At 66.3% G+C, this 21,591-nt stretch carries 27 protein-coding genes, 1 tRNA gene and 1 riboswitch; of the genes, 12 read left to right on the top strand and 16 right to left on the bottom strand.

Annotated elements, in window-relative coordinates; genetic code table 11:
* Window positions 1–14 precede the first annotated feature (14 nt).
* From AC13GF_RS19710 to AC13GF_RS19700, 3 genes are all read right to left on the bottom strand, one after another.
* On the bottom strand, window positions 15–1,010 hold the full coding sequence (locus tag AC13GF_RS19710) for an MsnO8 family LLM class oxidoreductase (RefSeq protein WP_197646853.1): 996 nt from the start codon (window positions 1,008–1,010) through the stop codon (window positions 15–17).
* Window positions 1,011–1,201: 191 nt separating this feature from the next.
* Window positions 1,202–1,969, bottom strand: a complete 768-nt coding sequence (locus tag AC13GF_RS19705; protein ID WP_483005736.1) for a sulfurtransferase — start codon at window positions 1,967–1,969, stop codon at window positions 1,202–1,204.
* Window positions 1,970–2,329: 360 nt separating this feature from the next.
* On the bottom strand, window positions 2,330–2,695 hold the full coding sequence (locus tag AC13GF_RS19700) for a DUF6164 family protein (RefSeq protein ID WP_483005735.1): 366 nt from the start codon (window positions 2,693–2,695) through the stop codon (window positions 2,330–2,332).
* Between the two features lie 70 nt (window positions 2,696–2,765).
* Between AC13GF_RS19700 and AC13GF_RS19695 the strand changes: the two genes are divergently transcribed.
* Together AC13GF_RS19695 and AC13GF_RS19690 are read left to right on the top strand one after the other, a co-directional pair.
* Entirely contained in the window at window positions 2,766–3,200 is a 435-nt protein-coding gene (locus AC13GF_RS19695; RefSeq protein ID WP_049421508.1) for an FKBP-type peptidyl-prolyl cis-trans isomerase, read from the top strand.
* Complete coding sequence (locus AC13GF_RS19690; RefSeq protein WP_483005734.1) at window positions 3,187–4,434, top strand: TIGR03862 family flavoprotein; 1,248 nt, start codon at window positions 3,187–3,189, stop codon at window positions 4,432–4,434. Before AC13GF_RS19695 ends, AC13GF_RS19690 begins: the two co-directional genes overlap by 14 nt.
* A 66-nt stretch (window positions 4,435–4,500) precedes the next feature.
* Here AC13GF_RS19690 and AC13GF_RS19685 read toward each other — a convergent pair whose 3' ends face one another.
* The 4 genes from AC13GF_RS19685 to AC13GF_RS19670 form a co-directional block, all read right to left on the bottom strand.
* Entirely contained in the window at window positions 4,501–4,962 is a 462-nt protein-coding gene (locus AC13GF_RS19685; RefSeq protein ID WP_483005733.1) for a GNAT family N-acetyltransferase, read from the bottom strand.
* A 103-nt stretch (window positions 4,963–5,065) separates the two neighbouring features.
* On the bottom strand, window positions 5,066–6,688 hold the full coding sequence (locus AC13GF_RS19680) for an FMN-binding glutamate synthase family protein (RefSeq protein WP_483005732.1): 1,623 nt from the start codon (window positions 6,686–6,688) through the stop codon (window positions 5,066–5,068).
* Window positions 6,689–6,743: 55 nt separating this feature from the next.
* Window positions 6,744–8,030 carry a nucleotide sugar dehydrogenase gene (locus AC13GF_RS19675; RefSeq protein WP_483005731.1) on the bottom strand — a complete coding sequence of 429 codons (1,287 nt, stop codon included), beginning with the start codon at window positions 8,028–8,030 and terminating at the stop codon, window positions 6,744–6,746.
* A 142-nt stretch (window positions 8,031–8,172) separates the two neighbouring features.
* The gene (locus AC13GF_RS19670) at window positions 8,173–8,607 is read right to left on the bottom strand and encodes a BLUF domain-containing protein (RefSeq protein ID WP_032128935.1); all 435 of its coding nucleotides are present in this window, start codon (window positions 8,605–8,607) and stop codon (window positions 8,173–8,175) included.
* A 131-nt stretch (window positions 8,608–8,738) separates the two neighbouring features.
* Here AC13GF_RS19670 and AC13GF_RS19665 point away from each other — a divergent pair.
* Window positions 8,739–8,825, top strand: a tRNA-Leu gene (locus AC13GF_RS19665).
* Window positions 8,826–8,848: 23 nt separating this feature from the next.
* On the opposite strand, the gene hemN is transcribed toward AC13GF_RS19665, so the two are convergent.
* Both hemN and AC13GF_RS19655 read right to left on the bottom strand, forming a co-directional pair.
* Window positions 8,849–10,258, bottom strand: a complete 1,410-nt coding sequence (gene hemN, locus AC13GF_RS19660; RefSeq protein ID WP_483005730.1) for an oxygen-independent coproporphyrinogen III oxidase — start codon at window positions 10,256–10,258, stop codon at window positions 8,849–8,851.
* A 44-nt stretch (window positions 10,259–10,302) separates the two neighbouring features.
* Window positions 10,303–10,743 (bottom strand): group III truncated hemoglobin, encoded by a 441-nt coding sequence (locus tag AC13GF_RS19655; protein WP_483005729.1) that lies wholly within the window; start codon window positions 10,741–10,743, stop codon window positions 10,303–10,305.
* A gap of 179 nt (window positions 10,744–10,922) precedes the next feature.
* Here AC13GF_RS19655 and AC13GF_RS19650 point away from each other — a divergent pair, with 179 nt between their 5' ends.
* Window positions 10,923–11,210 (top strand): hypothetical protein, encoded by a 288-nt coding sequence (locus tag AC13GF_RS19650; protein ID WP_483005728.1) that lies wholly within the window; start codon window positions 10,923–10,925, stop codon window positions 11,208–11,210.
* The gene (locus AC13GF_RS19645; protein WP_483005727.1) at window positions 11,207–12,253 is read left to right on the top strand and encodes a 4Fe-4S dicluster domain-containing protein; all 1,047 of its coding nucleotides are present in this window, start codon (window positions 11,207–11,209) and stop codon (window positions 12,251–12,253) included. Before AC13GF_RS19650 ends, AC13GF_RS19645 begins: the two co-directional genes overlap by 4 nt.
* A gap of 1 nt (window position 12,254) precedes the next feature.
* Here AC13GF_RS19645 and AC13GF_RS19640 read toward each other — a convergent pair whose 3' ends face one another.
* Both AC13GF_RS19640 and AC13GF_RS19635 read right to left on the bottom strand, forming a co-directional pair.
* Entirely contained in the window at window positions 12,255–12,491 is a 237-nt protein-coding gene (locus tag AC13GF_RS19640) for a hypothetical protein (protein ID WP_088025582.1), read from the bottom strand.
* Window positions 12,492–12,844: 353 nt separating this feature from the next.
* On the bottom strand, window positions 12,845–13,054 hold the full coding sequence (locus AC13GF_RS19635; protein WP_010486042.1) for a helix-turn-helix domain-containing protein: 210 nt from the start codon (window positions 13,052–13,054) through the stop codon (window positions 12,845–12,847).
* 111 nt (window positions 13,055–13,165) lie between these two features.
* Between AC13GF_RS19635 and AC13GF_RS19630 the strand changes: the two genes are divergently transcribed.
* On the top strand, window positions 13,166–13,567 hold the full coding sequence (locus tag AC13GF_RS19630) for an XRE family transcriptional regulator (protein WP_049447507.1): 402 nt from the start codon (window positions 13,166–13,168) through the stop codon (window positions 13,565–13,567).
* Window positions 13,568–13,589: 22 nt separating this feature from the next.
* Window positions 13,590–13,653, top strand: a riboswitch (Fluoride riboswitch).
* 82 nt (window positions 13,654–13,735) lie between these two features.
* Window positions 13,736–14,128: a fluoride efflux transporter CrcB gene (gene crcB / locus AC13GF_RS19625; protein ID WP_005412844.1), complete on the top strand. Its 393-nt coding sequence runs from the start codon at window positions 13,736–13,738 to the stop codon at window positions 14,126–14,128.
* A 3-nt stretch (window positions 14,129–14,131) separates the two neighbouring features.
* Here the strand turns inward: crcB and AC13GF_RS19620 are convergent, their stop codons facing one another.
* Window positions 14,132–14,965 carry an AraC family transcriptional regulator gene (locus tag AC13GF_RS19620; protein ID WP_126927798.1) on the bottom strand — a complete coding sequence of 278 codons (834 nt, stop codon included), beginning with the start codon at window positions 14,963–14,965 and terminating at the stop codon, window positions 14,132–14,134.
* Window positions 14,966–15,099: 134 nt separating this feature from the next.
* Between AC13GF_RS19620 and AC13GF_RS19615 the strand changes: the two genes are divergently transcribed.
* The gene (locus AC13GF_RS19615) at window positions 15,100–15,594 is read left to right on the top strand and encodes a DUF6265 family protein (RefSeq protein WP_483005726.1); all 495 of its coding nucleotides are present in this window, start codon (window positions 15,100–15,102) and stop codon (window positions 15,592–15,594) included.
* Window positions 15,595–15,652: 58 nt separating this feature from the next.
* Here AC13GF_RS19615 and AC13GF_RS19610 read toward each other — a convergent pair whose 3' ends face one another.
* Together AC13GF_RS19610 and AC13GF_RS19605 are read right to left on the bottom strand one after the other, a co-directional pair.
* Window positions 15,653–16,063 carry an SRPBCC family protein gene (locus AC13GF_RS19610; RefSeq protein WP_126927796.1) on the bottom strand — a complete coding sequence of 137 codons (411 nt, stop codon included), beginning with the start codon at window positions 16,061–16,063 and terminating at the stop codon, window positions 15,653–15,655.
* A gap of 19 nt (window positions 16,064–16,082) precedes the next feature.
* A complete protein-coding gene (locus tag AC13GF_RS19605) occupies window positions 16,083–17,102 on the bottom strand; it encodes an aldo/keto reductase (protein ID WP_126927795.1) in 1,020 nt (339 codons plus the stop codon).
* Window positions 17,103–17,205: 103 nt separating this feature from the next.
* Between AC13GF_RS19605 and AC13GF_RS19600 the strand changes: the two genes are divergently transcribed.
* On the top strand, window positions 17,206–18,123 hold the full coding sequence (locus tag AC13GF_RS19600; protein WP_483005725.1) for a LysR family transcriptional regulator: 918 nt from the start codon (window positions 17,206–17,208) through the stop codon (window positions 18,121–18,123).
* Between the two features lie 10 nt (window positions 18,124–18,133).
* Here AC13GF_RS19600 and AC13GF_RS19595 read toward each other — a convergent pair whose 3' ends face one another.
* Window positions 18,134–18,652: a P-loop nucleotide/nucleoside kinase family protein gene (locus tag AC13GF_RS19595; protein WP_483005724.1), complete on the bottom strand. Its 519-nt coding sequence runs from the start codon at window positions 18,650–18,652 to the stop codon at window positions 18,134–18,136.
* A gap of 261 nt (window positions 18,653–18,913) precedes the next feature.
* Here AC13GF_RS19595 and AC13GF_RS19590 point away from each other — a divergent pair, with 261 nt between their 5' ends.
* The 3 genes from AC13GF_RS19590 to AC13GF_RS19580 all read left to right on the top strand — a co-directional run bounded on the left by AC13GF_RS19590 (window position 18,914) and on the right by AC13GF_RS19580 (window position 21,162).
* The gene (locus tag AC13GF_RS19590; RefSeq protein ID WP_483005723.1) at window positions 18,914–19,990 is read left to right on the top strand and encodes an alpha/beta hydrolase family protein; all 1,077 of its coding nucleotides are present in this window, start codon (window positions 18,914–18,916) and stop codon (window positions 19,988–19,990) included.
* Window positions 19,991–20,078: 88 nt separating this feature from the next.
* Window positions 20,079–20,279, top strand: a complete 201-nt coding sequence (locus AC13GF_RS19585; RefSeq protein WP_483005722.1) for a hypothetical protein — start codon at window positions 20,079–20,081, stop codon at window positions 20,277–20,279.
* A gap of 118 nt (window positions 20,280–20,397) precedes the next feature.
* The gene (locus AC13GF_RS19580; protein WP_483005721.1) at window positions 20,398–21,162 is read left to right on the top strand and encodes a thioesterase family protein; all 765 of its coding nucleotides are present in this window, start codon (window positions 20,398–20,400) and stop codon (window positions 21,160–21,162) included.
* Between the two features lie 15 nt (window positions 21,163–21,177).
* Here AC13GF_RS19580 and AC13GF_RS19575 read toward each other — a convergent pair whose 3' ends face one another.
* On the bottom strand, window positions 21,178–21,447 hold the full coding sequence (locus tag AC13GF_RS19575) for a hypothetical protein (protein WP_029380059.1): 270 nt from the start codon (window positions 21,445–21,447) through the stop codon (window positions 21,178–21,180).
* Window positions 21,448–21,591: the final 144 nt, after the last annotated feature.

The following is a 21,591-nucleotide window of genomic DNA, read 5'->3' as shown; positions in this document are numbered from 1 at the left end:
CGTGACGCAATTGTTCAGCCCGCGTGGCGGGCGTGCCAGGCCTGCATCGCCAGTTCGAACGAGCGCAGGCGCGCGCGATGGTCATACAGGTTGGCGGTGAGCATCAGCTCGTCGGGCTTGTGCCGTTCAACGAAAGCGGCGATGCCATCGGCCACCTGCTGCGGATCGCCGAGGACGGTGCAGGCCAGCGCCCGCTCCACGCCCAGTTTTTCATGCGGCTCCCAGAAGGACTCGATGTCGTCGATGGGTGCCGGAATCTTGCCCGGGCGGCCGCGACGCAGGTTCACGAAACTCTGCTGCTGGCTGGTGAACAGGCGCCGCGATTCGGCCTCGCTGTCGCTGGCGACGACGTTCAGGGCCAGCATCGCGTGCGGCTGCTTCAGCGTGGCCGAGGGGCGGAACTCGCGGCGATACACCGCCAGCGCTTCGTCCATCACGTCGGGCGCGAAGTGCGAGGCGAATGCATACGGCAGGCCCATCGAGGCGGCCATGCGCGCGCCGAACAGGCTGGAACCGAGGATCCAGGTCGGCACCCGCAGGCCACCACCCGGAACCGCCTGCACCGCCTGCCCGGGCTGTACCGGCTCGAAGTAGTGCAGCAGCTCGCGCACGTCCTGCGGGAACTGGTCGGCGCTGTCGAAATAGCGGCGCAGTGCACGCGCGGTCGGCTGATCGGTGCCCGGCGCACGACCCAGGCCGAGGTCGATGCGGTCCGGATACAGCGAGGCCAGCGTGCCGAACTGCTCGGCCACCTGCAGCGGGGCATGGTTGGGCAGCATGATGCCGCCGGCACCGACGCGGATGCGCTTTGTGCCACCCGCCACGTGGCCGATCAACACGGCGGTGGCCGCGCTGGCGATGCCAGGCATGTTGTGGTGTTCGGCCAGCCAGTAGCGGCGGTAGCCCAGCGCATCGGCGTGCTGGGCAAGTTCCAGCATGTTGGCGAAGGCAGCGGTGGTGTCACTGCCCTCGCAGACCGGGGCCAGGTCAAGGATCGACAACGGGATCATCAGGCGTTTTTCCGTCACAGGATCCCCCATGCATGGGGTCGGCCGGGCGCGGCGGCCAGTGTCGGTGGCGGGATGCTGATTCCCGTGGGGCGGGTTCAGGGCTGGCCGGGCTTGATCCGGTAGTGCCGGCCGCTGGCCGGCAGGCAACGTGCGCTGGCAGCCGGCCAGCGGCCGGCTCTACCGGGGAAGCATCAGAACGCGCTGGGGCGCGGCTCGGCCAGCGGCTGGTCAACCATCGGCTTCAGCTCGGCATCCAGTGCCACGCGCTCATCGAACACGAAGCAGCGGCCTTCGTAGCCTTCGCCGCCCACCTCCTCGAAGTAGCCGAGGATGCCGCCATCGAGCTGCAGCACATTGTCCATGCCGTCATTGACCATCCACAGGGCGGCCTTCTCGCAGCGGATGCCGCCGGTGCAGAAACTGACCACGGTGCTGTCCTTCAGCGCTTCGCGGTGCGGCGCCAGCGCCTCGGGCAGGTCGGTGAACTTGTGGATGGGCAGCACCAGCGCATCCTTGAAGGTGCCGTACTCCACTTCCTGCAGGTTGCGGGTATCGAGCATCACCACCGGCTTGCCGGCGTCGTCATGCCCCTGCCGCAACCAGCGCTGCACCGTGGCCGGATCGATCGCCGGTGCGCGTGGATAGTCCAGCGGCTGGCCGTCGTCACGGCGGAAGCTGATGATCTCGTCCTTCACCTTGGCCTTCAGCCGCGCGAACGGCTGATGCTCGCTCAGACTGGTCTTGACACGCACATCGGCAAAGCGCGCGTCAGAACGCAGTGCCACGTAGAAACCCTCGACCGCCTCCGGTGCACCCGCCAGGAACAGGTTCAGCCCCTCGCCCGCCACCAGGATCGTGCCGCGCAGCTGCGCAGCCTCGGCGCGCGCCAGCAGCTGGTCGCACAGGGCCTGGGGAGCGTCGATGACGGCGAAATGGTAGGCAGCAGTATTGGCGATCATCCTGGCATTTTAGCGCCAGACCGCCCCAGGGTCAGATTTTCACGTTCATCCACGCATGGCGTGGATCTACTGAAGATCTGCAGATTCAGCGGTCAGAGCCCTCTGCGCATCGGAGGGATCCGCCCCCAGCGCCAGCAGATCGCGTGAAACTGTCGAAGGCGGGGCGGTGTGGATTTGCGGGGTGTGAGCCGCATGGATGCGGCGACCAAGCCCCCAGGGACGGGTTCACGGCGGCCCCGCAAACCCACACCGCCACGCCATCCCACGGAATGCCTGCTGTTGCTGTTGCTGTTGCTGTTGCTGTTGCCGGCCAGCGGCCGGCACTACCGCGGGTGCCGGGTGCAACCCGGCCGAACCCCCTTATCCCCGCAACAGCACGAACGGCAGCAATACCAGCGCCGCCGCACCGGCCATCGCCAGCAGCACCAGCACCACATACCCCGGTCGGCGCCGGAACAGGCTGCCGAAGGTCTCCGCCGTGCCCTCGCGCAACGCCTGCTCGCGCTCGGCACGGATGCGCGGCCCGCGTTCGGCCTGGTACTCCGCCATCAGCGCCTTCGCACGCAGATGATCGGTGTCCTCACGCAGCCACAGGCCGCCGTTGGAAATGCCCCAGGGGCTGGGTTCGGTGCGATACCAGGCGATGCCATGCTGGTCGAGCAGCGTGCAGACATCGGCATACTCGTCGTCACCGACATTGCGCAGATTGAGCAGGAGTTTTGCCATGCCCCCATGATACCCGGCGCCGATGCGCTACCCTTGCCGCCCTCGCCCTGCGCCCTTCCGGAGACGCCCGATGCGCCGCCTGCTGCTTCCCCTGCTGCTGTCCCTCGCCGCCGTTGGCTGCTCTACCGAACCGTCCGGCCCGCCGCCGGGTGGCACCCTGACCACCTTCGAGCGCATCGATACCGTCCCAGGCACCGGCGCCGAAGCCGTTGCCGGCAACAAGGTCACCGTGCACTACACCGGCTGGATCTACGACAACCGCACCGAAACCAAGCACGGCAAGACCTTCGACAGCTCGGTCAGCCGTGGCGAACCGTTCACCTTCGCGCTCGGCGCCGGCCAGGTCATCCGCGGCTGGGATGAGGGCGTGGCCGGCATGAAGGTCGGCGGCAAGCGCACGCTGATGATCCCGCCGGACTATGGCTACGGCGACCGCCGGGTTGGCCCGATTCCGGCCGGCTCGTCGCTGGTGTTCGATGTCGAGCTGCTCGATGTCAAACCGTAATACCACAACGCCCCATCGGGTCGCCGTCATCGGCGGTGGCCCGGCCGGCCTGTTCGCCGCCGAACGCCTGCGCGCCGCTGGGCTGGACGTTGACCTGTACGAGGCCAAGGGTTCGCCCGGCCGAAAGTTCCTGATCGCTGGCAAGGGCGGGCTCAACCTCACCCATTCCGATCCGCGCCCGCTGTTCGACAGCCGCTACCGCGAGCAGGCCGAAACGGTCGGTCGCTGGCTGGATGGCTTCGACGCGCAGGCACTGCGTGACTGGGCCGCTGGCTTCGGCGTGGAAACCTACGTCGGCAGCTCCGGCCGTGTGTTTCCGGTCGACCGCAAGGCAGCGCCCTTGCTGCGCAGCTGGGTGCGCCGCCTGAAAGAACAGGGGGTGCGCCTGCACGCCAACCACCGCTGGATCGGATGGAGTGACGACGGCGCGCTGCGATTTGAAACCGAAGCCGGCACCGTTGAAGTACATGCCGATGCCACTCTGCTGGCCATGGGCGGCGGCAGCTGGCCGCAGCTGGGCAGCGACGGCGCCTGGGTCACGCCACTGCAGGCCCGTGGCGTGGACATCGCACCGCTGCAGTCGGCCAACTGCGGTTTCGACGTGGACTGGACCGCGTTCTTCGCCCAGCGCAATGCCGGTGCGCCGTTGAAGCCGGTGGTCGCGCACTGGATCGACCTGGCCGGACAGCCACAGTCGCTGCAGGGCGAATGCGTGGCCAGCGAGTACGGCATCGAAGGCAGCCTGATCTATGCGTTGGCGGCGGACCTGCGCGAGACCATCAACCGCGATGGCCACGCGATGCTGTGGCTGGACCTGGTGCCGGGCCGCGACGAGGCGCGCCTGCTGGCCGATCTGTCACGCCCGCGCAAGGGCCGCAGCTTCGGCGAGCACCTGCGCCGCCAGGCCGGCCTGGACGCAGTGAAAGCCGCACTGGTGTTCGAGATCCTGGGTAAAGAAGCGGGCAACGACCTGCCTGCCGTGGCGGCTACGCTCAAGCGCCTGCCGCTGTGCCTGCAGCGTCCCCGGCCGATGGCCGAGGTGATCAGCACCGCCGGTGGCGTGCGCCTGGATGCGCTGGATGATGGCCTGATGCTGCGGGCAGTGCCCGGCGTGTTCTGTGCCGGCGAGATGCTGGACTGGGAGGCACCGACGGGTGGCTACCTGTTGACCGCGTGCTACGCCAGTGGCCTGCGTGCTGCGAACGGCGTGATCGGGTGGCTGGCGGAGCGGTGACGCCTGCCTTGTAGAGTCGAGCGTGGCTCGACTCTACAAAAGCCGTCGAGCACGCTCGACGCTACATCACCATGGCCTGCGCATGCTCACCGAAGCCAGCGCCACGCCGCTGGGATGCGGGTAGGCCTCTTCGCGCACGCTGATGAACCCCTGCCGTTGATAGAACGGCACGGCGTTTAGCGAGGCCGACAGCACCACCTCACGCTCAGGATCGGCCATCGCCAGCAGACGCTGCATCAGTGCCTGGCCGATGCCCTTGCCGCCACGATCCGGATCGACGAACAACGCATCGACTTCATTGGCATCGGCATCGAACACGCCGAAGCCGAGCAGGACACCCTGCCCGTCCTCGGCCACCACGCAGCCGCCCTGCCCCAGCAGCCGTGCGTACTGCGACGGCGGCGGAGAAGCCGACCACGGTGCGATGACCTCCACCGGATAGTGGCTGCTGCAGGTCTCGCGAACGCAACGCGTGCGCAGTGCCCACAGCGTGGCCACGTCATCCATGGTGCCGATCCTGAACTGCATGATGCCTCCTTGTAGCGTCGAGCCATGCTCGACTGTTCTTCGTTCCGACGTCGCGATGCCTGATCGAAAGGCAGTCGAGCATGGCTCGACTCTACAACAACGGTTATCGCGACTTGCTGGCGCGCAGTGCCTGGATCTTCGGCGGCGGCTGGAACGAGTCACTGCGTGCATCTGCCCAGAACGCATGGAACACCGCATGGTCGGGCACCTTGTGCAGCAGCTCGCCCGGTTCCAGGTAGCGGTACAGCGAGGCCAGCGAACGGATTTCCACCGGCGAAACACGGCGCAGGATGTGCTCCGGCCCCAGTTCAGCCGGATCGTTCAGGCCCGCGGCACACAGCAGTTCCTTCAAGGCATGCAGCGTGTGCTCGTGGTAGCTGTACACACGGGTGGCCTTGTCCGGTGCATCCAGATGCTTCCAGCGCGCAGGATCCTGGGTTGCGATGCCGGTCGGGCACTTGTCGGTGTGGCAGCTCAGCGACTGGATGCAGCCCAGCGCGAACATGAAGCCTCGGCCGGCATTGCACCAGTCGGCACCCAGCGCGATGGTCCGCGCGATGTCGAACGCGCTGGTGATCTTGCCGGCCGCACCGATGCGGATGCGATCGCGCAGGTCGAGGCCGACCAGGGTGTTGTGCACCAGCAGCAGCGCCTCGTGCATCGGCACGCCGACATGGTCGACGAACTCGGCCGGTGCCGCACCGGTGCCGCCCTCGGCGCCGTCGACTACGATGAAATCCGGCAGCAACCCGGTTTCCTGCATCGCCTTGGCAATGCCGAACCACTCCCATGGGTGGCCGATCGCCAGCTTGAAACCGACCGGCTTGCCACCGGACAGCTCGCGCAGGCGGGCGACGAACTGCAGCAGCTCGACCGGCGTCGAGAACGCCGAGTGACGCGACGGCGACACGCAGTCCACCCCCATCGGCACGCCACGCGTCACCGAGATTTCGGCGGTCACCTTCGGCGCCGGCAGCACGCCACCGTGGCCGGGCTTGGCGCCCTGCGACAGCTTGATCTCGATCATCTTGACCTGATCATGGGTGGCATTGGCAACGAAGCGCTCCTCGCTGAAACCGCCCTTCTCGTCACGGCAACCGAAGTAGCCCGAGCCGATCTCCCATACCAGATCACCGCCCATCTCACGGTGGTAGGGCGAGATCGAACCCTCGCCAGTGTCGTGGTAGAAGCCCCCTCGGCGTGCGCCTTCGTTCAGCGCGCGGATGGCATTGGCCGACAGTGAACCGAAGCTCATCGCCGAGATGTTGAACACGCTGGCCGAATAGGGCTTGGCACAGTTCGGGCCGATCAACACGCGGAAATCATGCTTGGCGATGGCGGTCGGCGCCAGCGAATGGTTGATCCACTCGTAGTCCACCGCGTAGGTGCTGCGCAGGGTGCCGAACGGCACTGTGTCCATCTCGTTCTTGGCGCGCTGGTAGATCAGTGCCCGCTGCTGGCGCGAGAACGGCACGTCTTCCAGGTCACTCTGCACGAAGTACTGGCGGATCTCCGGGCCGATCGATTCCAGCCCGTAGCGGAAGTGCGCCATCACCGGATAGTTGCGGCGCAGCGTGCTGCGCTTCTGCAGCAGGTCCCAGGTCCCCAGCGCCACCATCGCAGCAGTCAGGCCGACGCCCCAATACCAGGCCGGCCAGATCGTGGCCATCCACAGGCATATCGGGAACATCAGGATGGCGAGCAGGTAGACGATATACCGGTGCATGGCTTTCCTCGGTTGCAACTGCCCCCGAGTCTACCGCGCCGCTCGCTGCCCGGGCTTACAAGCGATCGTCAACCACGTTGCGCGGCCAGGCCGATTTCACGTCGTAGACCAGGCCACCCGGCGCCAGCAGCCCCCGGATTGCGGATTCATCCATCGCCTTGAAACGGGCGTGGGCCACCGCCAGCACCACCGCGTCATAACGCCCCGCCCCGGGCTCGGCCAGCCAATCCAGGCCCTCGCCGGTCAATGCCGCCGGGCCGACCCACGGGTCGCTGACCTCCACCTGTGCACCAGCATCGCGCAGCCGTTGTGCCAGTTCCAGCGCGCGACTGTTGCGCAGGTCCGGGCAATCCTCCTTGAAGGTCACGCCCAGCACCAGGATGCGTGCGTCCGCCGGCGCACGGCCACGCTCGGCCAGCATCTCCAGCACCCGCGTCGCCACGTGCTCGCCGACGCGGTTGTTGACCTGTCGTGCGGTGTGGATCAGGTCCGGGTGGTAGCCCACGCTCTCGGACTTGTGCAGCAGATAGTACGGATCGACACCGATGCAGTGACCGCCAACCAACCCTGGCCGGAACGGCAGGAAATTCCACTTGCTGCCAGCGGCGTCCAGTACGTCCTGGGTATCGATGCCGAGCCTGTCGAAGATCAGGGCCAGCTCGTTGACCAACGCGATGTTGACGTCGCGCTGGATGTTCTCTACCACCTTGGCTGCTTCGGCCACGCGCATCGACGGTGCCGGGAACGTACCGGCAGCGATGATGCGCTGGTAGAGACCATCGATTACCGCAGCGACTTCCGGTGTCGAGCCGGACGTGATCTTGCGGATGTCGGCCAGGCGCCGCTGGCGGTCGCCGGGACTGACCCGTTCCGGGCTGTAGCCGCAATAGAAGTCTTCGTTGAAGCGCAGGCCCGAACCCTGTTCCAGCAGCGGCACGCACACTTCCTCGGTGGTGCCGGGGTACACCGTGGACTCGTAGACCACCAGATCGCCGGCGCGAAGATGACTGGCAATCAGCCGTGTCGCCGAACGCAGGGGCTCCAGGTCGGGCTGCTCGTAAGCATCGATCGGGGTCGGCACGGTGACGATGTAGACATTGCAGGCATCGAGCAGTGCAGGATCGCTGCCGTACTGCAGCAGCTGCGCACTGGCCAGCTCGTCGGCTTCCATTTCCAGCGTGTGATCCTGGCCGCTGCGCAGCTCGGCGATGCGACCGGCATCGATATCGAAGCCCAACGTCGGCCACTGCCGGCCAAACGCCACCGCCAACGGCAGACCGACGTAGCCCAGGCCGATCACCGCAAACCGGGGTGCGCTGGCCGCCGCAACCGGCGCACTCATCGGCACATCCCGTGCAACGGATGCGATCGCACATACGCTGCCATGGCTTCGGCCAACACACTCATCTGCTGTACCACTCCGGAAAACCTGCGCCAGAAAGGCTACAGCCTACCGGCCCCGGCGCCCTGCCGCCAAGGCGGGCTCAGGACCCCAACGCCACCGCGGCCGGTTCCAGTTCACCGTCGGCGCCGGTCCAGGCCTGCAGCAGGCGCTCGAATCCACCGCTGCCAAGCAGGAAGCCGGGCCACGCGGCATCGACAATCTGCGCCAGCAGCTCCGGCTCGATCCGCCGCGTGCCCATCGACCAGCGTGGAAATGCGCGCTGCACCACGGGTGCACGGCACAGCACTTTCAGCTGCCCGTGGCTGCGCGCGTTGAGGATGCGCTGGAACACCGAATCGATGCCGTCCTCCGGGCCTTCCAGATACTGAAGGAAACGTGCTCCGTCGAACATCAGGACACCGGTGACACCGGCTACACGATTGAATGCCGTGGCGTCGGCCAGCAGGCGGTCAAGATCGGTTGTCTGCAGATCGGCGCGGGCTTCACTGGCATAGGCAATCGCGTGCAGCGACATCAGGTGGCTCCCCCCCTGGGAACGATGGCAGGGACTATGACATGAATGCGATCGACAGTTAAGCACGCCGCCGCCGAGATGCAATCCGGTCGCAGTACCGCAGGTGGGCTACAATCGGCGCCGCGCTGCAGGCCCGGATGGCGAAACTGGTAGACGCATCGGACTTAAAATCCGCCGGGGGCAACCCCATGCCGGTTCGATTCCGGCTCCGGGCACCACACGCACGCAGCACAAGCCAGCTTCAGATCGCCCGCGAGTAGCGCGGCTGCTCGTGTGCGGCACGCAGATACGGGTCGAAGCACATCGCCAGCAACCGCAGCAACGGTCGCCCGGGTTCGCTGGCACGCACCACGCCATCGCGGTATTCGGCCAGGCCATCTTCCTGCAGCCGCTGTACCGAACGCAGGTCCTCGGCGAAGTACTGCTCGAAATCCACACCGTGACGCTGCCCCAGCAGCACGCCATCCACCTCGCCCTGGCACATCAGCTGCTGGATCAGTTCCGCACGCAGCTGGTCGTCGGCACTCAACGCCACGCCGCGCCAGACCGGCAGCTGGCCCTGGTCCACCGCATCCTCCCACGACGGCAGGTCGCGCGGATTCTGGCTGTAGGTGGCACCGATGTGGCTGATCGCACTCACGCCCAGGCCGAGCAGATCGGTATCGGCGTGGGTGGTATAGCCCATGAAGTTGCGATGCAGCTGGCCGGCGCGCTGTGCGCGCGACAGATCCTCTTCCGGCAGTGCGAAGTGATCCATGCCGATGTACTGGTAGCCCGCGGCAGAGAGCTTCTCCACCGCCAGGCCCAGCAATGCCAGCTTGTCTTCCGTCGAAGGCAAACGGCTTTCGTCGATCTGCTTCTGCGCGCGGAACAGATGCGGCAGATGCGCGTAGCCATACACCGCCAGGCGATCCGGGCGCAGCGCCAGCACCAGTTCAAGGGTGCGGCCGAATCCTTCCAGGCTCTGTCCCGGCAGGCCATAGATCAGGTCGACGTTGACCGAACGCATGCCGCTGTCGCGGCAGGCGCGCAGGATGTCCAGCGTCTGCTGCACGCCCTGTATGCGGTTGATCGACTCCTGCACCTGCGGGTCGAAATCCTGCACGCCCAGGCTGGCCCGATTGAAGCCCAGCCGCGCCAGCATGGCGACGTCGCGGGTGTCGATGAAACGCGGATCGAGTTCGATCGAGAAATCGCGCTGCGGCGAATCACTGAAATCGAAGCGTCGGCGCAACCCTTCCACCAGCGTGGTCATCGCCTCGGCGTCGAGGAAGTTCGGCGTACCGCCGCCCAGGTGCAGCTGGATTACCTCGCGGCCGTCATCGAACTGCGGCGCCAGCAGGTCGGCCTCGGCCAGCACGCGCGAGACGTAGCTGTGGCCACGGCCGCGGTCGCGGGTGATCACCCGGTTGCAGCCGCAGTAGAAGCAGGGGCTGGAGCAGAACGGCACATGCACGTACAGCGACAGCGCGCGGGCCAGCTGGTTGCTGTCGGCGATCGCCTGGCGCAGCGCCGGCGCGTCGAAGCCATCATGGAAATGCGGCGCGGTCGGGTACGAGGTGTAGCGCGGGCCCGGCCGGTCGTGCCGGCGCAGAAGGTCGGGGTCGAAGGTCCAGGCCAGGCCACCGGCGGCGGGAGAGAACGTGTCCATGCCGCCAGCATCGCGCCGGGCGGCCTGCGCCGCCTTGACCCAGATCAATCCTTGCCGGGGATCCCCAGCACCGGCAGGCCGACCTGCGGCCAGCGCAGCATCTGGTAGCGCTTCCAGAAGGTGTCACCGATGCGCGCGGCCACGTCGTTGGCCAGCTCCTGCATCGGCGGGTTGTTGCATTCGGCGGTGGTGATCCGGAACAGCACCAGCCAGCGGTCGAACAGATCCTTGTCCAGCTCGATGGCCATGTGCTTGGACATCGGCGAGCCCTTGAACCGGCGGGTGCCGCGCAGCATCGCCGACCAGAAGTCGACCAGTTGCGCCAGGTGCTCGGGCCAATCGTGGACGTGCGCCCCGAACACCGGTCCCAGCCGATCTTCCTCGCGCACGCGGGCATAGAAATCGTGAACCAGGCGGGTCACTTCCTGCTCGGTGCACAACTCGGGCGAGGCGACGGGGAGGACAGGCGGCGGTATTGCGTTCATCGGGGTACCCAAAGCGTGCCGGCAGTGTGCCGCACCCAGGCGGCAGCGCCGTTGATCCAGATCAATGTCGGCGCAGTCCGCTGCACCTAGGCTGGCACGCTTGCAGGAAGCATGCCCTGCGGATGCTGCGCCAGCCTTGGCGAAGTATACGCGCCGCCCACTTTTCGATCCGGGACAGCATGAACAGACCTTCTCCCAACCGCCGCCAGCGGCTGATCCAGCAGTGGGGCGCCATCCTCTGGCCCAGCTTCATCGCCGCCGGCGTGGCCAGCGTGGTGTTCTTCGCCTTCGTCGATCCGTTGCGCCTGCAGGCCATCAGTTTCCCGGGCACGGCCATCAGCCGCGAACTGGGTTATACGGCGGGATTCTTCATGTTCTGGTCGGTGACGGCACTGTCCAGCGCGGTCACCTGGTACCTGCAGCGGCCGGTGCCGAGCGATGACGACGACGAGCTGCCGCTGGGATGAGCACACCCTGCACAACAACGCGCCCGCGGCATTGGCGCGGCACACTCAACGCTGTCCTGCTGGCCCTGTTCTACGCGCTGCCGTGGTTGCGCTGGGACGGACGTCAGGCATTGCTTCTGGACATCAATGCCCGGCGCTTCGACCTGTTCGGCTGGACGTTGTGGCCCAACGACGTCGGCGTGCTGATCGGCCTGTTGGCGGTGCTTGCGGTGGGCCTGGCGCTGCTTACCCATCTCGCCGGCCGAGTGTGGTGCGGCCACGCCTGCCCGCAGACGCTGTGGAGGCGCGCCTTCGACGGGATCGCCCGTGCCGCGTCCCGAGTGCTTCCCGCCTCGGCTGTACGCCCGGGCACCCAGCTGGCATGGGGACTGCTGTCCGTGTGGACCGGCATTACCTTCGTCGGCCTGTTCAGCCCGATCACCGGATTACTGGCCGCTGCGCCAAACGCTGGCTGGAGCGGTTGGGAAACGTTCTGGGTGCTGTTCTATGCGGCCGCCACCTGGGGGAACGCCGGCTTCCTGCGCGAACAGGTCTGCCGTTCGCTGTGCCCGTTCGCACGCATGCAGCCGCTGCTGACCGATCCACATACACCACGCATGCTGTACGACGCGCGCCGCGGCGAGCCACGCGGACCGCGCCCATCCGGCCTGGGCGGCGTGCTCGGTCGCGGTCGTGGCCTGCTCGATCCAACAACTGCGCAGGACTACGTGTTCCGCGCAGCGCATCCGCTGCTGGCCGGACCGATGCCGACCTTCAGCGCCGATCGCCTCGGTGACTGTACCGACTGCTCTGCTTGTGTCAGTGCCTGCCCGATGCAGCTGGACATCCGCCAGGGGCCGCAGGCCGATTGCCTGGCCTGCGGCGCCTGCCTGGAGGCCTGCGCACTACAGCAGCACCGGGCCGGTTTCGGTCCGGGGCTGGTGCGTTACTGCAGTCCGCAGGCGATGGCCGGACAACCGAAGCGCCTGTGGCGACCCCGGACCCTGGCCCTGCTGTCCTTGTTGCTGGCGCTGCTTGCCTGCGGCGCCTGGCGCCTGCTTTGAATCAACGCGGCCCGCTGGCGTGCGGCGGAACCAGCTGCGCACGTCGCACGATGCCCAACTGCTCGATGATCAGCGCCATTTCGTTGGTGACTTCGGTACGCTCGGTCCCCTGCGGGACCAGGCGGTCCAGCACCTGCTGGTAGGTATCCCAGAACGCCGGACCGCATCCGTGTTTGTGGTAACTGGCTTCCAGTTCGCGGCGTACCCGTTCAGCCAAGCCATGCATGCCGTATTCCATACGACCTCCGTTGGACTTGTTCTGCATTGTTGACGGTCTACCGACTCACTTGCGTGCTACTGAAAGACTCCCAGGCTTCACGCCCGGTTGATGCCAATTAGTCATAGATTTCACGACAGGTCAATTACATGCAGCGACTTTCGTGATTGAAATTATTAATCGTTCACGAAACTACATACGGGGACATGGGTCCCCCGGATGGGGTGAAGCCGACAGGTCGCGGGAACCCTGGACCGACTCCTCCAGTAGATGACACCGATTGCGACCTTCAGATCGATCGATTTTGCCTATTTTGCCAAGCATACTTAGCAAAATCCGCTTAGCGTGCTAGATGCGACAAATGGCGGCGCAAGTCAGATGGATTCGCCCGCCGACGCTTCTGTCGTGGGGAACAGGTTCGGATAGCGCTGATGCAGGATGTACTGCCGCAGGGCCGGAATCGGAAAGTCCCTAGGCCATTGCGACACTGCGGAACGGCTGATGCCAAAGAAGCGGGCCAGTTCGGCGTCGGTGCGGAATCCCAGCCGGGTGCGCACCTGCCGTTTGCTCCAGAATTCGGTCACGGTCGGTCCCTCTGTTAACCAACCTTATTCTTGTGACAAGGCTTCTTCGCATTCCACGCGTTAAGCTGGCTTGCATAGATGAATACTCTCGGCCAACGACTCGCTATCGCCATGAAGAAAGCCGGGCACCCACGCCCGGCCGCTCTGGCCCGCGCCGCCAAATCAACGACGGCAACCATCAGCAACTGGCTCAACGACCATGTGAGCGCTTCGCATGTGAAGGCCGAACAGCTGTTCCGTATCGCCGATGCGGCCAAGATGGACGCGCGCGAACTTCTGTACGGAGTGAGCGGGCTTGGCGTCGGCGAACCTGGCAGCGCCTACATCCCCAGCCAGGCCCATCTGGATGTCTGGCAGGACGCCTACGAGCTGGTCAGCCATCTGGTGGCCGAGAACGGCCTGGAGATCGACCATCGCCGTCATGCGGCGCTGGATCTGCTCGCGTTCGAACTGCTGATGGATGGCTTCAGCCGCAGCAAGGTGGCCCGCGTGCTGACGACCTCGATGACGTGAATGCACCGCCGCTGGTAGCATGGACCGCGATGGGGATGGGGCTCCCCCGATAACCGCCTGAGAAGGCTGATGGCTCCTGCCAGGACGAACCCGGTGTTCGTAGACGGCAGGTCGTGCCTGCCCTCGGCGTTCGCCATTGACCCTGCGAACCCGCATTCGAGGCACGCCATGCAAGCATTGAACAATTATTTCCTGGTCTTCGTCGGCGGCGGCATCGGCGCCTGCCTGCGCCACGCCTGCAACCTGATCGGCGCGCGGGTGGCGGTCGGCAGTCCCTGGCCCTGGTCGACCTTCCTGATCAACATCAGCGGTGCGCTGCTGATGGGCGTTGTGGTCGAGGTCTTCGCCATGCGCAATGGCGCCTCGCCGCAGCTGCGCCTGCTGCTGGCCACCGGCATCCTCGGCGGCTACACCACATTTTCCACCTATGCGCTGGAGATCGGCCTGCTGCTGCAGCGTGGCCAGCATGGGCTGGCGGCACTGTATGCCGGTGGCTCGGTGGCGCTGGGCCTGGCCGGTCTGTTCGGTGGCATGAAGCTGGCCCGGCTGGTGCTGGGCTGACGCTCAGGCCGCGTTGGCGCGGGCCTGTCCACGCCATTCCCGTGGCGACTGCCCGGTGTGCGCCTTGAACGCCCGTGACAGCGCCGCCTCGCTGCCATAGCCCACATCATCGGCGATCCGCTTCAGTGGCCGCCCCTGTCGCAGCGCCTGCTGTGCGAGCCCGACCCGCCACCCCTGCAGGTACTGGCCCGGCGTGGTGCCCATCGCCTCGCGGAAGCTGGCGGCGAACACGCTGCGTGACATCCCGGCAACCTCGGCCAGGTCTTCCAGGGTCCAGGACTGTGCGGGCGCTTCATGCATTGCCACCAGCGCCAGCCGCAGCCGCGGATGACCCAGCCCGGCGAACAGGCCGCCGCGCATCTCGCCGCCTTCCATCAGCTGGCGCAGCACCTGGATCATCACTACCTCGAACAGCCGGTTGACCATCGCCGCCCGCCCGCAGCGCTGCTCGAAGGCCTCTTCGAACAGCAGTTCCAGCGCCGCGTTGCCGCCATACAGATCGGCCAGCGGCAGGCAGATGAAATCAGGCAGCGCGGCGCTGATCGGATTGAGCCGGCCGCCCTCGAAATACAGGTTGGCGCAGGCCATGTCGGCGCCCTGCTGCGGGTCGGTACTGAAGCGATGCGGCATCGGCCGCGGATACAGCAGCAGGCTCGGCACTTCGACCTGCACGGTCTGTTGCCCGTGGCTGACCTGCAGCGGCCCGCGCCGCACCAGGTGCAACTGACCTGCCTCGTCCTCGCCGTCCAGCGTGTTGATGCCGCACAGCGCGCCGGCATGGAATACCGAGGCGGTGACCGCAAAACGTTCAAGCAGAATGGCGAGACGGTCGACCATGACAGGACTCCGGGTCAAACGAGGCGGGCTCAATGCGACAGATCGTATCGGAATCAATACTGGAAAGGACGGCACTGGCCGCGTGATCCCGCGGGCGCTATACAGGCCGCACATTCCCGCGCATGGAGGCACCGATGTCACTCCGCATCGCCCTGGCCCTGTTGCCGCTGCTGCTCGCGGCCCCGCACGCCTCGTCCGCCTCACCCTCGAAGATCGAGCACCTGGCCTGGCTGGCCGGTTGCTGGCAGCTTGATGGCCAGCCGGCCGGAGCCGGCGAGCAATGGTCCAGCCTGGCTGGAAACACCCTGTTCGGCAGCAGCCGCAGCCTGCGTGACGGCCGCACCGTGGGCTTCGAGTTCATGCAGCTGCGCCAGCATGACGACGGCCGCCTGGTACTGACCGCCCTGCCCTCTGGCCAGAACGCCACAGACTTCAACGCCACCCGGGTCGATGGCAATGAAGCCGTGTTCGAGAATCCCGCCAACGACTTCCCACAGCGTATCCACTATCGGCGCCTCGACGACCAGCGCGCGCATGCGCGCATCGAGATCGCGCAGGACAATCCGAAGCAGGCAATGGACTTTCCCATGCATCGCGTCGCCTGCGGTGGACCGACGCCCGCACCCTGACACGCAGACGCCCCGGGCCGGCCGGGGCGTCTGCATGCGATCAACGCCACACGGGCATTCACCCGGCCAGCGTGGTTTCCAGTGCCTTCAGGCCATCGCGATAGATGCCCTCGAACAGCGCGGACGCTTCTTCGTTGCTGACGCCCACCGGAGTGAACTCACCGGACCAGTCAATCCGCGAACCGCCGCCCTGCTCGACCACACGCAGGGTGGAGCGGTAGCCGGTGACCGGGAACGGGGCCTGCAGGATCGAGTAGGTGTAGCTGCGATCGGCCTGATCGAAGGCTTCCAGGCGCTCGACGATGGCATCGCCATCGGGATTGGCCAGATGGCGCACGCGACCACCTTGGCTGAGCGTGCTCTGGGGAATGTACGGAAGCCAGTCGGGCAGCGAATCGAAGCCGCCGATGAGGTTCCAGACCTGGTCAGCCGGGGTCGGCACGGTGATGGATACGGATGCAGTTGCCATGGGAAGGTCTCCTTGGGACTCAGATGTTGTCGATCGGCAGCGGGGCGTTGGCAGCGACCAGGCCCTGGGCACGCAGCTCCTGCCAGAACCCGGCCGGGATGATTTCCTTCAGTGCGGCGTAGTCCTCGGCGATGCGTTCGGGACGGCTGGCGCCCGGGATCACCGCAGCCACCGCCGGGTTGGCCAGCGAGAACTGCAGGGCAGCCGCCTTGATGCTGATGCCGTACTCGGCCGCGATGGCCTTGATGCGCTCGACCTTGGCCAGGATCTCCGGCGACGCCTTCTGGTACTCGAAGTGGCTGCCACCGGCCAGCACGCCGGAGCTGTACGGACCGCCGACCACGATGCCGGTGTTGCGCTCGGCCGCCTTCGGCATCACCCGCTGTAGCGCACGCTCATGGTCGAGCAGCGAGTAGCGGCCCGCCAGCAGGAAGCCGTCTGGACGGGCTTCGTCCAGGTCCAGGGTCAGCTCGATCGGCTCGACACGGTTGACGCCCAGGCCCCAGGCCTTGATCACGCCTTCCTCGCGCAGGCGGGTCAGGACCTTGAAGGCGCCGCGGCGTGCGGTCTCGAAGTACGACAGCCACTCATCGCCGTAGAAGTCCTGGGCGATGTCGTGCACCCAGACGATATCCAGGCGATCGGTCTTCAGACGCTTGAGGCTGTCATCGATCGAGCGCAGGGTGGCATCGGCCGAGTAGTCATTGACCAGCTTGTTGGGGCGACCGGCGACGAACAGGCCGCCCTTCTCGCCAAGGTCGCGGGCGCTGGTGTCTTCCACTTCGTCCAGGATCAGGCGGCCAACCTTGGTGCTGAGCACGAAATCGTCACGGTTGCGCTTGGCCAGCGCGTCGCCGAGCCGGATCTCGGCCAGGCCGGCTCCGTAGAACGGGGCGGTATCGAAGTAGCGGGTGCCCTGTTCCCAGGCCGCGTCCACCGTGGCCTGGGCCTCGGCTTCCGGGATGTCACGGAACATGTTGCCCAGCGGCGCGGTACCGAAGCCGAGGGTCTTGCCAGCCAGCAGAGTGTTGATGCTCATGGGGTTCCCCTTGAGGAGGTTGTTGAGGTTGAGGCATAGGCTAGGTTTGCCCAATCAGACTGTCCAAGACATAATTTATCCATCTTGAGTCCCGAATGGTCTTATGCTCGATCTCCGCCAACTGCGCTATTTCGTGGCCGTCGCCGAAGATGAACACGTCGGCCGCGCCGCCGAACGCCTTCACATCTCCCAATCCCCGCTCAGCCGACAGATCGCCCAGCTGGAGGAACGGCTGGAACTGCAGCTGTTCGAACGCTCGCAGCAGCGCATCCGGCTGACCGCCGATGGCCGCACCTTCCTGGCCGAGGCGCGCGCCCTGCTGACCCACGCCAACAGGCTGGAATCGCTGGCGCGCCGGCTCGGCCGCGGCGATGAAGGCGGCCTGTGCATCGGCTATCTGGAATACGCGATGCACTCCGGCGTATTGCCCACCGCCCTGCGCGAACTGCGCGGCGACCGTCCTGCCGTACACATCGCGCTGTACAACCAGCAGTCGGACGTGCAACTGGAAGGCCTGCGGCAACGCAGCCTGGACATCGCCCTGGTCTGCGAACCACCCGCGTTCGACGATCCGGACCTGGAGGCCACGCAGGTGCTGAACGACCCGATGCTGCTGGCCCTGCCGGCCGGCCACCCACTGGCCAACGCAGAGACCATCACGCCCGAAGATCTCGCCAGCCAGCAGTGGATCGGCGTGATGCACAAGGAAAGCGCGCTGCGCCATGACACCTTCATCGCCGCCTGCGCGAAGGCCGGTTTCACCCCGACCATCGCCATGGAGGCAACCGAACCACTGGCCGCGCTTGGGTTGGTCGCCGCTGGGCTGGGCCTGACCACCATCCAGCACAGCCTGGACCACCAGGCACCAGAAGGCGTGGTGCTGCGCGAGCTGCCGTGGTTCAGCTACCGCACACCGCTGTGGGCGGCCTGGCACCGCATCAACCTGCGCCCTCTGGTCGAGACCTTCCGCAGGACGCTGGTGCAGACCGCTACCGAGGGCAAGCCGGGCTTCGTCGACTGAACCGACCGCGCTATGCGGGGCCTGCCTCGGTGTAGCGCATCACCACGAAGCCCTCTTCCACGGCAGGTGCAACGAAGTGGCAGGTGATCTGTTCGAAGGCCTCGTCGCTGGCCTGGAACGGATGCTCGCCGAGTGCATTGCGCGCGCGCAGCCGCGCCTTGCAGACCTCGTCGGCAACGTCGAGAAAATGCAGCCGGTGCGCAGCACCCACTGGCTCGAACACCTCGCGCGCCCATGCCCGCGCGGCCGGCGTGTTGAAGGGGAAATCGAGCACCACCGAGACGCCCACGCGCAACAATGCACGCAGATGATCGGTCAGCACACTTCGCAGCGTGGCTGCACGCTGCAGGTAATCGGAGATGGAGTGGATGTCGCCCGGATGCAGCGTGGCCAGCCATGCGTCTTCGCTGATCAGGACGTGGCGCGGCTTCGCCGCCAGTTGCTGCGACAGGGTCGATTTGCCTGCACCGATCTTGCCGCACAGCAGGTGCAGGGTCGGGGCTTCGTCGGTCGATGAAAGAGGTTGCATCTGCGTTCTCCTCGGTGGATTCCAGTGCCCGGGAGAGCGCCATGTGCAGCCCGCCTGCCCGGGCGGGTTGCTTGGCCGTGACGACCGCGCGCTATCCCGCCTTCCCCTGGGGAATCCGGATAATCGACGCGGTGACGTGCAGGACCATGCGGCCAGCGTAGAGCGCAGCACGGTCGACCCACAATCCCCTGCGGCAGTGCAGCGCGCGCAACGTTTCGCTGGCATCTATGCTCGGCGCCATTCCTGCATGGAACGACCCCGATGCGCCCCTTGCTTCGATGTGCCCTCGCCCTCGGCCTGCTGTTGCCATCGACGGTCCTGCTGGCGGCACCGCCGACGGCGGCACGCACGCTCAGCGGCGAGCTGCGGGATGCACCGTGGCGGCTGGATGTACCAGCGAACTGGAATGGCGATCTTGTAATGCTGGCCCATGGCTATGAACCGGTCGGCGTGCCGCGCACCGTACCCATGGCAGTCAATGACAGCACCGCACCACTGCTTGCAGCAGGTTACGCCGTCGCGCAGAGCGCCTACGCCAGCCAGGGCTGGGCGGTGGCCGATGCGATCACAGATACGGAACGCCTGCGCCAGCAGGCAGTGGGTGAACTCAAGCATGTCCGCCACACCTGGATGCTGGGATTCTCGATGGGCGGTGCCGTGACCATCGGCAGCCTCGAGCGTTTCCCGCAGCACTACGCCGGTGGCGTGTCGCTGTGCGGCGCCAATCTCAGTGGCGAACAGATCGCGACCGATCTGCTGACCACGCTGGTCGCATTCGACTATTTCTTCCCCAAGGCCGATGGGCTGCCGCCTACCGGCCTGGTATCGCGCGAAGCGGCGGCGCTGCCGCAGGGCGAGTTGTACCAGGGCATTGCCAATGCACTGCAGCACGAACCGTCGCACGCCGCAGTGCTGGCGCGGCGGCTGCAGGTCTCCGCTGATGCACTGGCCGCCACGATCAGCCTGCACGCGCTGGTCCTGCACGAACTGGCTACACGGAGCGGCGGCATGCCGGTCGGCAACATCGGCGTGGTCTACAGCGGATTCGGTGACGACGCCGCGTTCAATGCCGGCGTGCAGCGCATCGATGCCGTGCCTGCGGCACAGGCGCATGTCCGCGACACGCTGGCAATGACCGGCGCGCTGAAGCGACCGCTGGTGATCCAGTTCAATCACAACGACCCGACCATCGTGCCGCACATGCAGGCGGTGTATCCGCAGATGGCTGCACGAGCCGGCGCGCGGCCAGTGCCGCGCGTGCTGCCGCCAGTGGGCGAAGGGCATTGTGGCTTCTCTGAAGCACAGGTTGTCGACGCCTTGAAAGCAATCCAGCGTTGAGCTCAACGCGTCGCAGCGCATCAGGGGCGTGCCATAAGGACTGCTATGGTGGCCGGGCCCACTGACGGGCACACAAAGGACTGACGTGATGATCAAGACGACCTTGAAGACCGTGATGTTCCTTGGCATGGCCGTGACCGGGCTGGCCTTCGCCGCAGGCCCCTGTGAATTCTGCAGTCAGCAGTACGAATATTGTCTGCGTGGAACCTCAGGCCCACTGGCCAAGACACCCGCAGAATGCCTGGCCCAGTACAAGATGTGCCGCGAAATGGATTGCCAGTCCTCCTGACCGGCATCCGGCCGGCTCCTGCGGGAGCCGGCTCAGCCGGCCACGCCGCCAAACGCTTACGATGCAGAGACCGGTGGAGATCCTGCCGCCTCCCCTCCCTGCTGAAGCAACGCATACGATGGCCTTCTTCGAACGACTGAGCGACACCCGCTACCTGCCGACCGAACACACGGGCGGCGCCTGGAACATCCGCGAGCAGCACATCGCACCGGCGATCGGGCTGCTGGCGCACCACCTGGAACGCGACGCTGCGGCACGCGGCCACGGCTTCCTGATCGCGCGCCTGTCCTACGACATCCTCGGCACCATCCCGATCGAAGCGATGGAGGCCGACGTGCAGGTGCTGCGCGGCGGTCGCACCATCGAACTGGTCGAAGCCACGCTGCGCCATGACGATCGCCCGGCGCTGCGCGTGCGTGCATGGCTGATGCACCCGAACGATACGCAGGCCATGGCCGGCACGCCGATCGCAGCCATCGCACCACCGGAATCAATGCCCGCGTGGGATCCAGGTACGGTGTGGCCAGGTGGTTTCATCAAGAGCGTGGAGATCCGCCGGCACGACCAGGGGCCCGGCCGTGCCACCTACTGGGCGCGCGCGAAGCACGCGCTGCTGGACGGCGAGCCGGTCAGTCCACTGGCCCGTGCCGCCACCCTGTTCGACCTGTCCAATGGCATGGCCGTGCGCGCCGATCCGAAGGAGGTCGCCTTCCCCAACCTCGATCTGACCGCGCACCTGTTCGGCATGCCCGAAGGCGAGTGGCTGGGCTTCGACACATCGGTATCGTTCGGCCGCCAGTGCCTTGGCCTGACCAGCACGGTGCTGCACGATGCACGCGGCCCGATCGGCACGCTCGGCCAGGCACTGACCGTGCGCCCGTAACCCCAACGGGCGGCGTCAGCCGCCCAGCGTGCCCATGGTGAAGGTGTAACCAGAGCTCATCAGGAATTCGCGCATGCGCATCTCCGCGCGCCGCGGCGAGGCCAGGTTGGCCGGTGCATACAGCGCGTAAACCACGCCCGCACCTTCGATGGACTCGCGGCGCACCCCGCAGTGGCGGGTCTCCGAAGCAATCACCCATCCATCCTTCAGCCGATCCGGTCCGATCGACTGGCCGTTCATCAGCCGGAACGTCAGCCAACGTACTTCCACAGAAGATTTGCTCATTGCTGGCGTACCGCCAGCGTGCCGCGATCGTTCATGTCCTTGCTCGCCATTGCAGCTCCCTAAGACTTGGAACTCGACCATAGCGCCTTGCCATGTCGCAGGTGGCTGAGACTGACCCTTGAAACTCCATTAGCCCTAATGCAT

Source organism: Stenotrophomonas sp. 22LJNL06-5-1, assembly GCF_056861455.1.
The sequence above is the reverse complement of the archived record's forward strand: the minus strand, read 5'-3'. Positions and strand labels throughout refer to the sequence as shown.

Bases quoted from the DNA above. Each gene is read 5' to 3' on its own strand.
- AC13GF_RS19710 (WP_197646853.1), bottom strand. From the start codon at position 1,010: ATGATCCCGTTGTCGATCCTTGACCTGGCCCCGGTCTGCGAGGGCAGT.
- AC13GF_RS19705 (WP_483005736.1), bottom strand. From the start codon at position 1,969: ATGATCGCCAATACTGCTGCCTACCATTTCGCCGTCATCGACGCTCCC.
- AC13GF_RS19700 (WP_483005735.1), bottom strand. From the start codon at position 2,695: ATGGCAAAACTCCTGCTCAATCTGCGCAATGTCGGTGACGACGAGTAT.
- AC13GF_RS19695 (WP_049421508.1), top strand. From the start codon at position 2,766: ATGCGCCGCCTGCTGCTTCCCCTGCTGCTGTCCCTCGCCGCCGTTGGC.
- AC13GF_RS19690 (WP_483005734.1), top strand. From the start codon at position 3,187: ATGTCAAACCGTAATACCACAACGCCCCATCGGGTCGCCGTCATCGGC.
- AC13GF_RS19685 (WP_483005733.1), bottom strand. From the start codon at position 4,962: ATGCAGTTCAGGATCGGCACCATGGATGACGTGGCCACGCTGTGGGCA.
- AC13GF_RS19680 (WP_483005732.1), bottom strand. From the start codon at position 6,688: ATGCACCGGTATATCGTCTACCTGCTCGCCATCCTGATGTTCCCGATA.
- AC13GF_RS19675 (WP_483005731.1), bottom strand. From the start codon at position 8,030: ATGAGTGCGCCGGTTGCGGCGGCCAGCGCACCCCGGTTTGCGGTGATC.
- AC13GF_RS19670 (WP_032128935.1), bottom strand. From the start codon at position 8,607: ATGTCGCTGCACGCGATTGCCTATGCCAGTGAAGCCCGCGCCGATCTG.
- hemN (WP_483005730.1), bottom strand. From the start codon at position 10,258: ATGGACACGTTCTCTCCCGCCGCCGGTGGCCTGGCCTGGACCTTCGAC.
- AC13GF_RS19655 (WP_483005729.1), bottom strand. From the start codon at position 10,743: ATGAACGCAATACCGCCGCCTGTCCTCCCCGTCGCCTCGCCCGAGTTG.
- AC13GF_RS19650 (WP_483005728.1), top strand. From the start codon at position 10,923: ATGAACAGACCTTCTCCCAACCGCCGCCAGCGGCTGATCCAGCAGTGG.
- AC13GF_RS19645 (WP_483005727.1), top strand. From the start codon at position 11,207: ATGAGCACACCCTGCACAACAACGCGCCCGCGGCATTGGCGCGGCACA.
- AC13GF_RS19640 (WP_088025582.1), bottom strand. From the start codon at position 12,491: ATGGAATACGGCATGCATGGCTTGGCTGAACGGGTACGCCGCGAACTG.
- AC13GF_RS19630 (WP_049447507.1), top strand. From the start codon at position 13,166: ATGAAGAAAGCCGGGCACCCACGCCCGGCCGCTCTGGCCCGCGCCGCC.
- crcB (WP_005412844.1), top strand. From the start codon at position 13,736: ATGCAAGCATTGAACAATTATTTCCTGGTCTTCGTCGGCGGCGGCATC.
- AC13GF_RS19620 (WP_126927798.1), bottom strand. From the start codon at position 14,965: ATGGTCGACCGTCTCGCCATTCTGCTTGAACGTTTTGCGGTCACCGCC.
- AC13GF_RS19615 (WP_483005726.1), top strand. From the start codon at position 15,100: ATGTCACTCCGCATCGCCCTGGCCCTGTTGCCGCTGCTGCTCGCGGCC.
- AC13GF_RS19610 (WP_126927796.1), bottom strand. From the start codon at position 16,063: ATGGCAACTGCATCCGTATCCATCACCGTGCCGACCCCGGCTGACCAG.
- AC13GF_RS19605 (WP_126927795.1), bottom strand. From the start codon at position 17,102: ATGAGCATCAACACTCTGCTGGCTGGCAAGACCCTCGGCTTCGGTACC.
- AC13GF_RS19600 (WP_483005725.1), top strand. From the start codon at position 17,206: ATGCTCGATCTCCGCCAACTGCGCTATTTCGTGGCCGTCGCCGAAGAT.
- AC13GF_RS19595 (WP_483005724.1), bottom strand. From the start codon at position 18,652: ATGCAACCTCTTTCATCGACCGACGAAGCCCCGACCCTGCACCTGCTG.
- AC13GF_RS19590 (WP_483005723.1), top strand. From the start codon at position 18,914: ATGCGCCCCTTGCTTCGATGTGCCCTCGCCCTCGGCCTGCTGTTGCCA.
- AC13GF_RS19585 (WP_483005722.1), top strand. From the start codon at position 20,079: ATGATCAAGACGACCTTGAAGACCGTGATGTTCCTTGGCATGGCCGTG.
- AC13GF_RS19580 (WP_483005721.1), top strand. From the start codon at position 20,398: ATGGCCTTCTTCGAACGACTGAGCGACACCCGCTACCTGCCGACCGAA.
- AC13GF_RS19575 (WP_029380059.1), bottom strand. From the start codon at position 21,447: ATGAGCAAATCTTCTGTGGAAGTACGTTGGCTGACGTTCCGGCTGATG.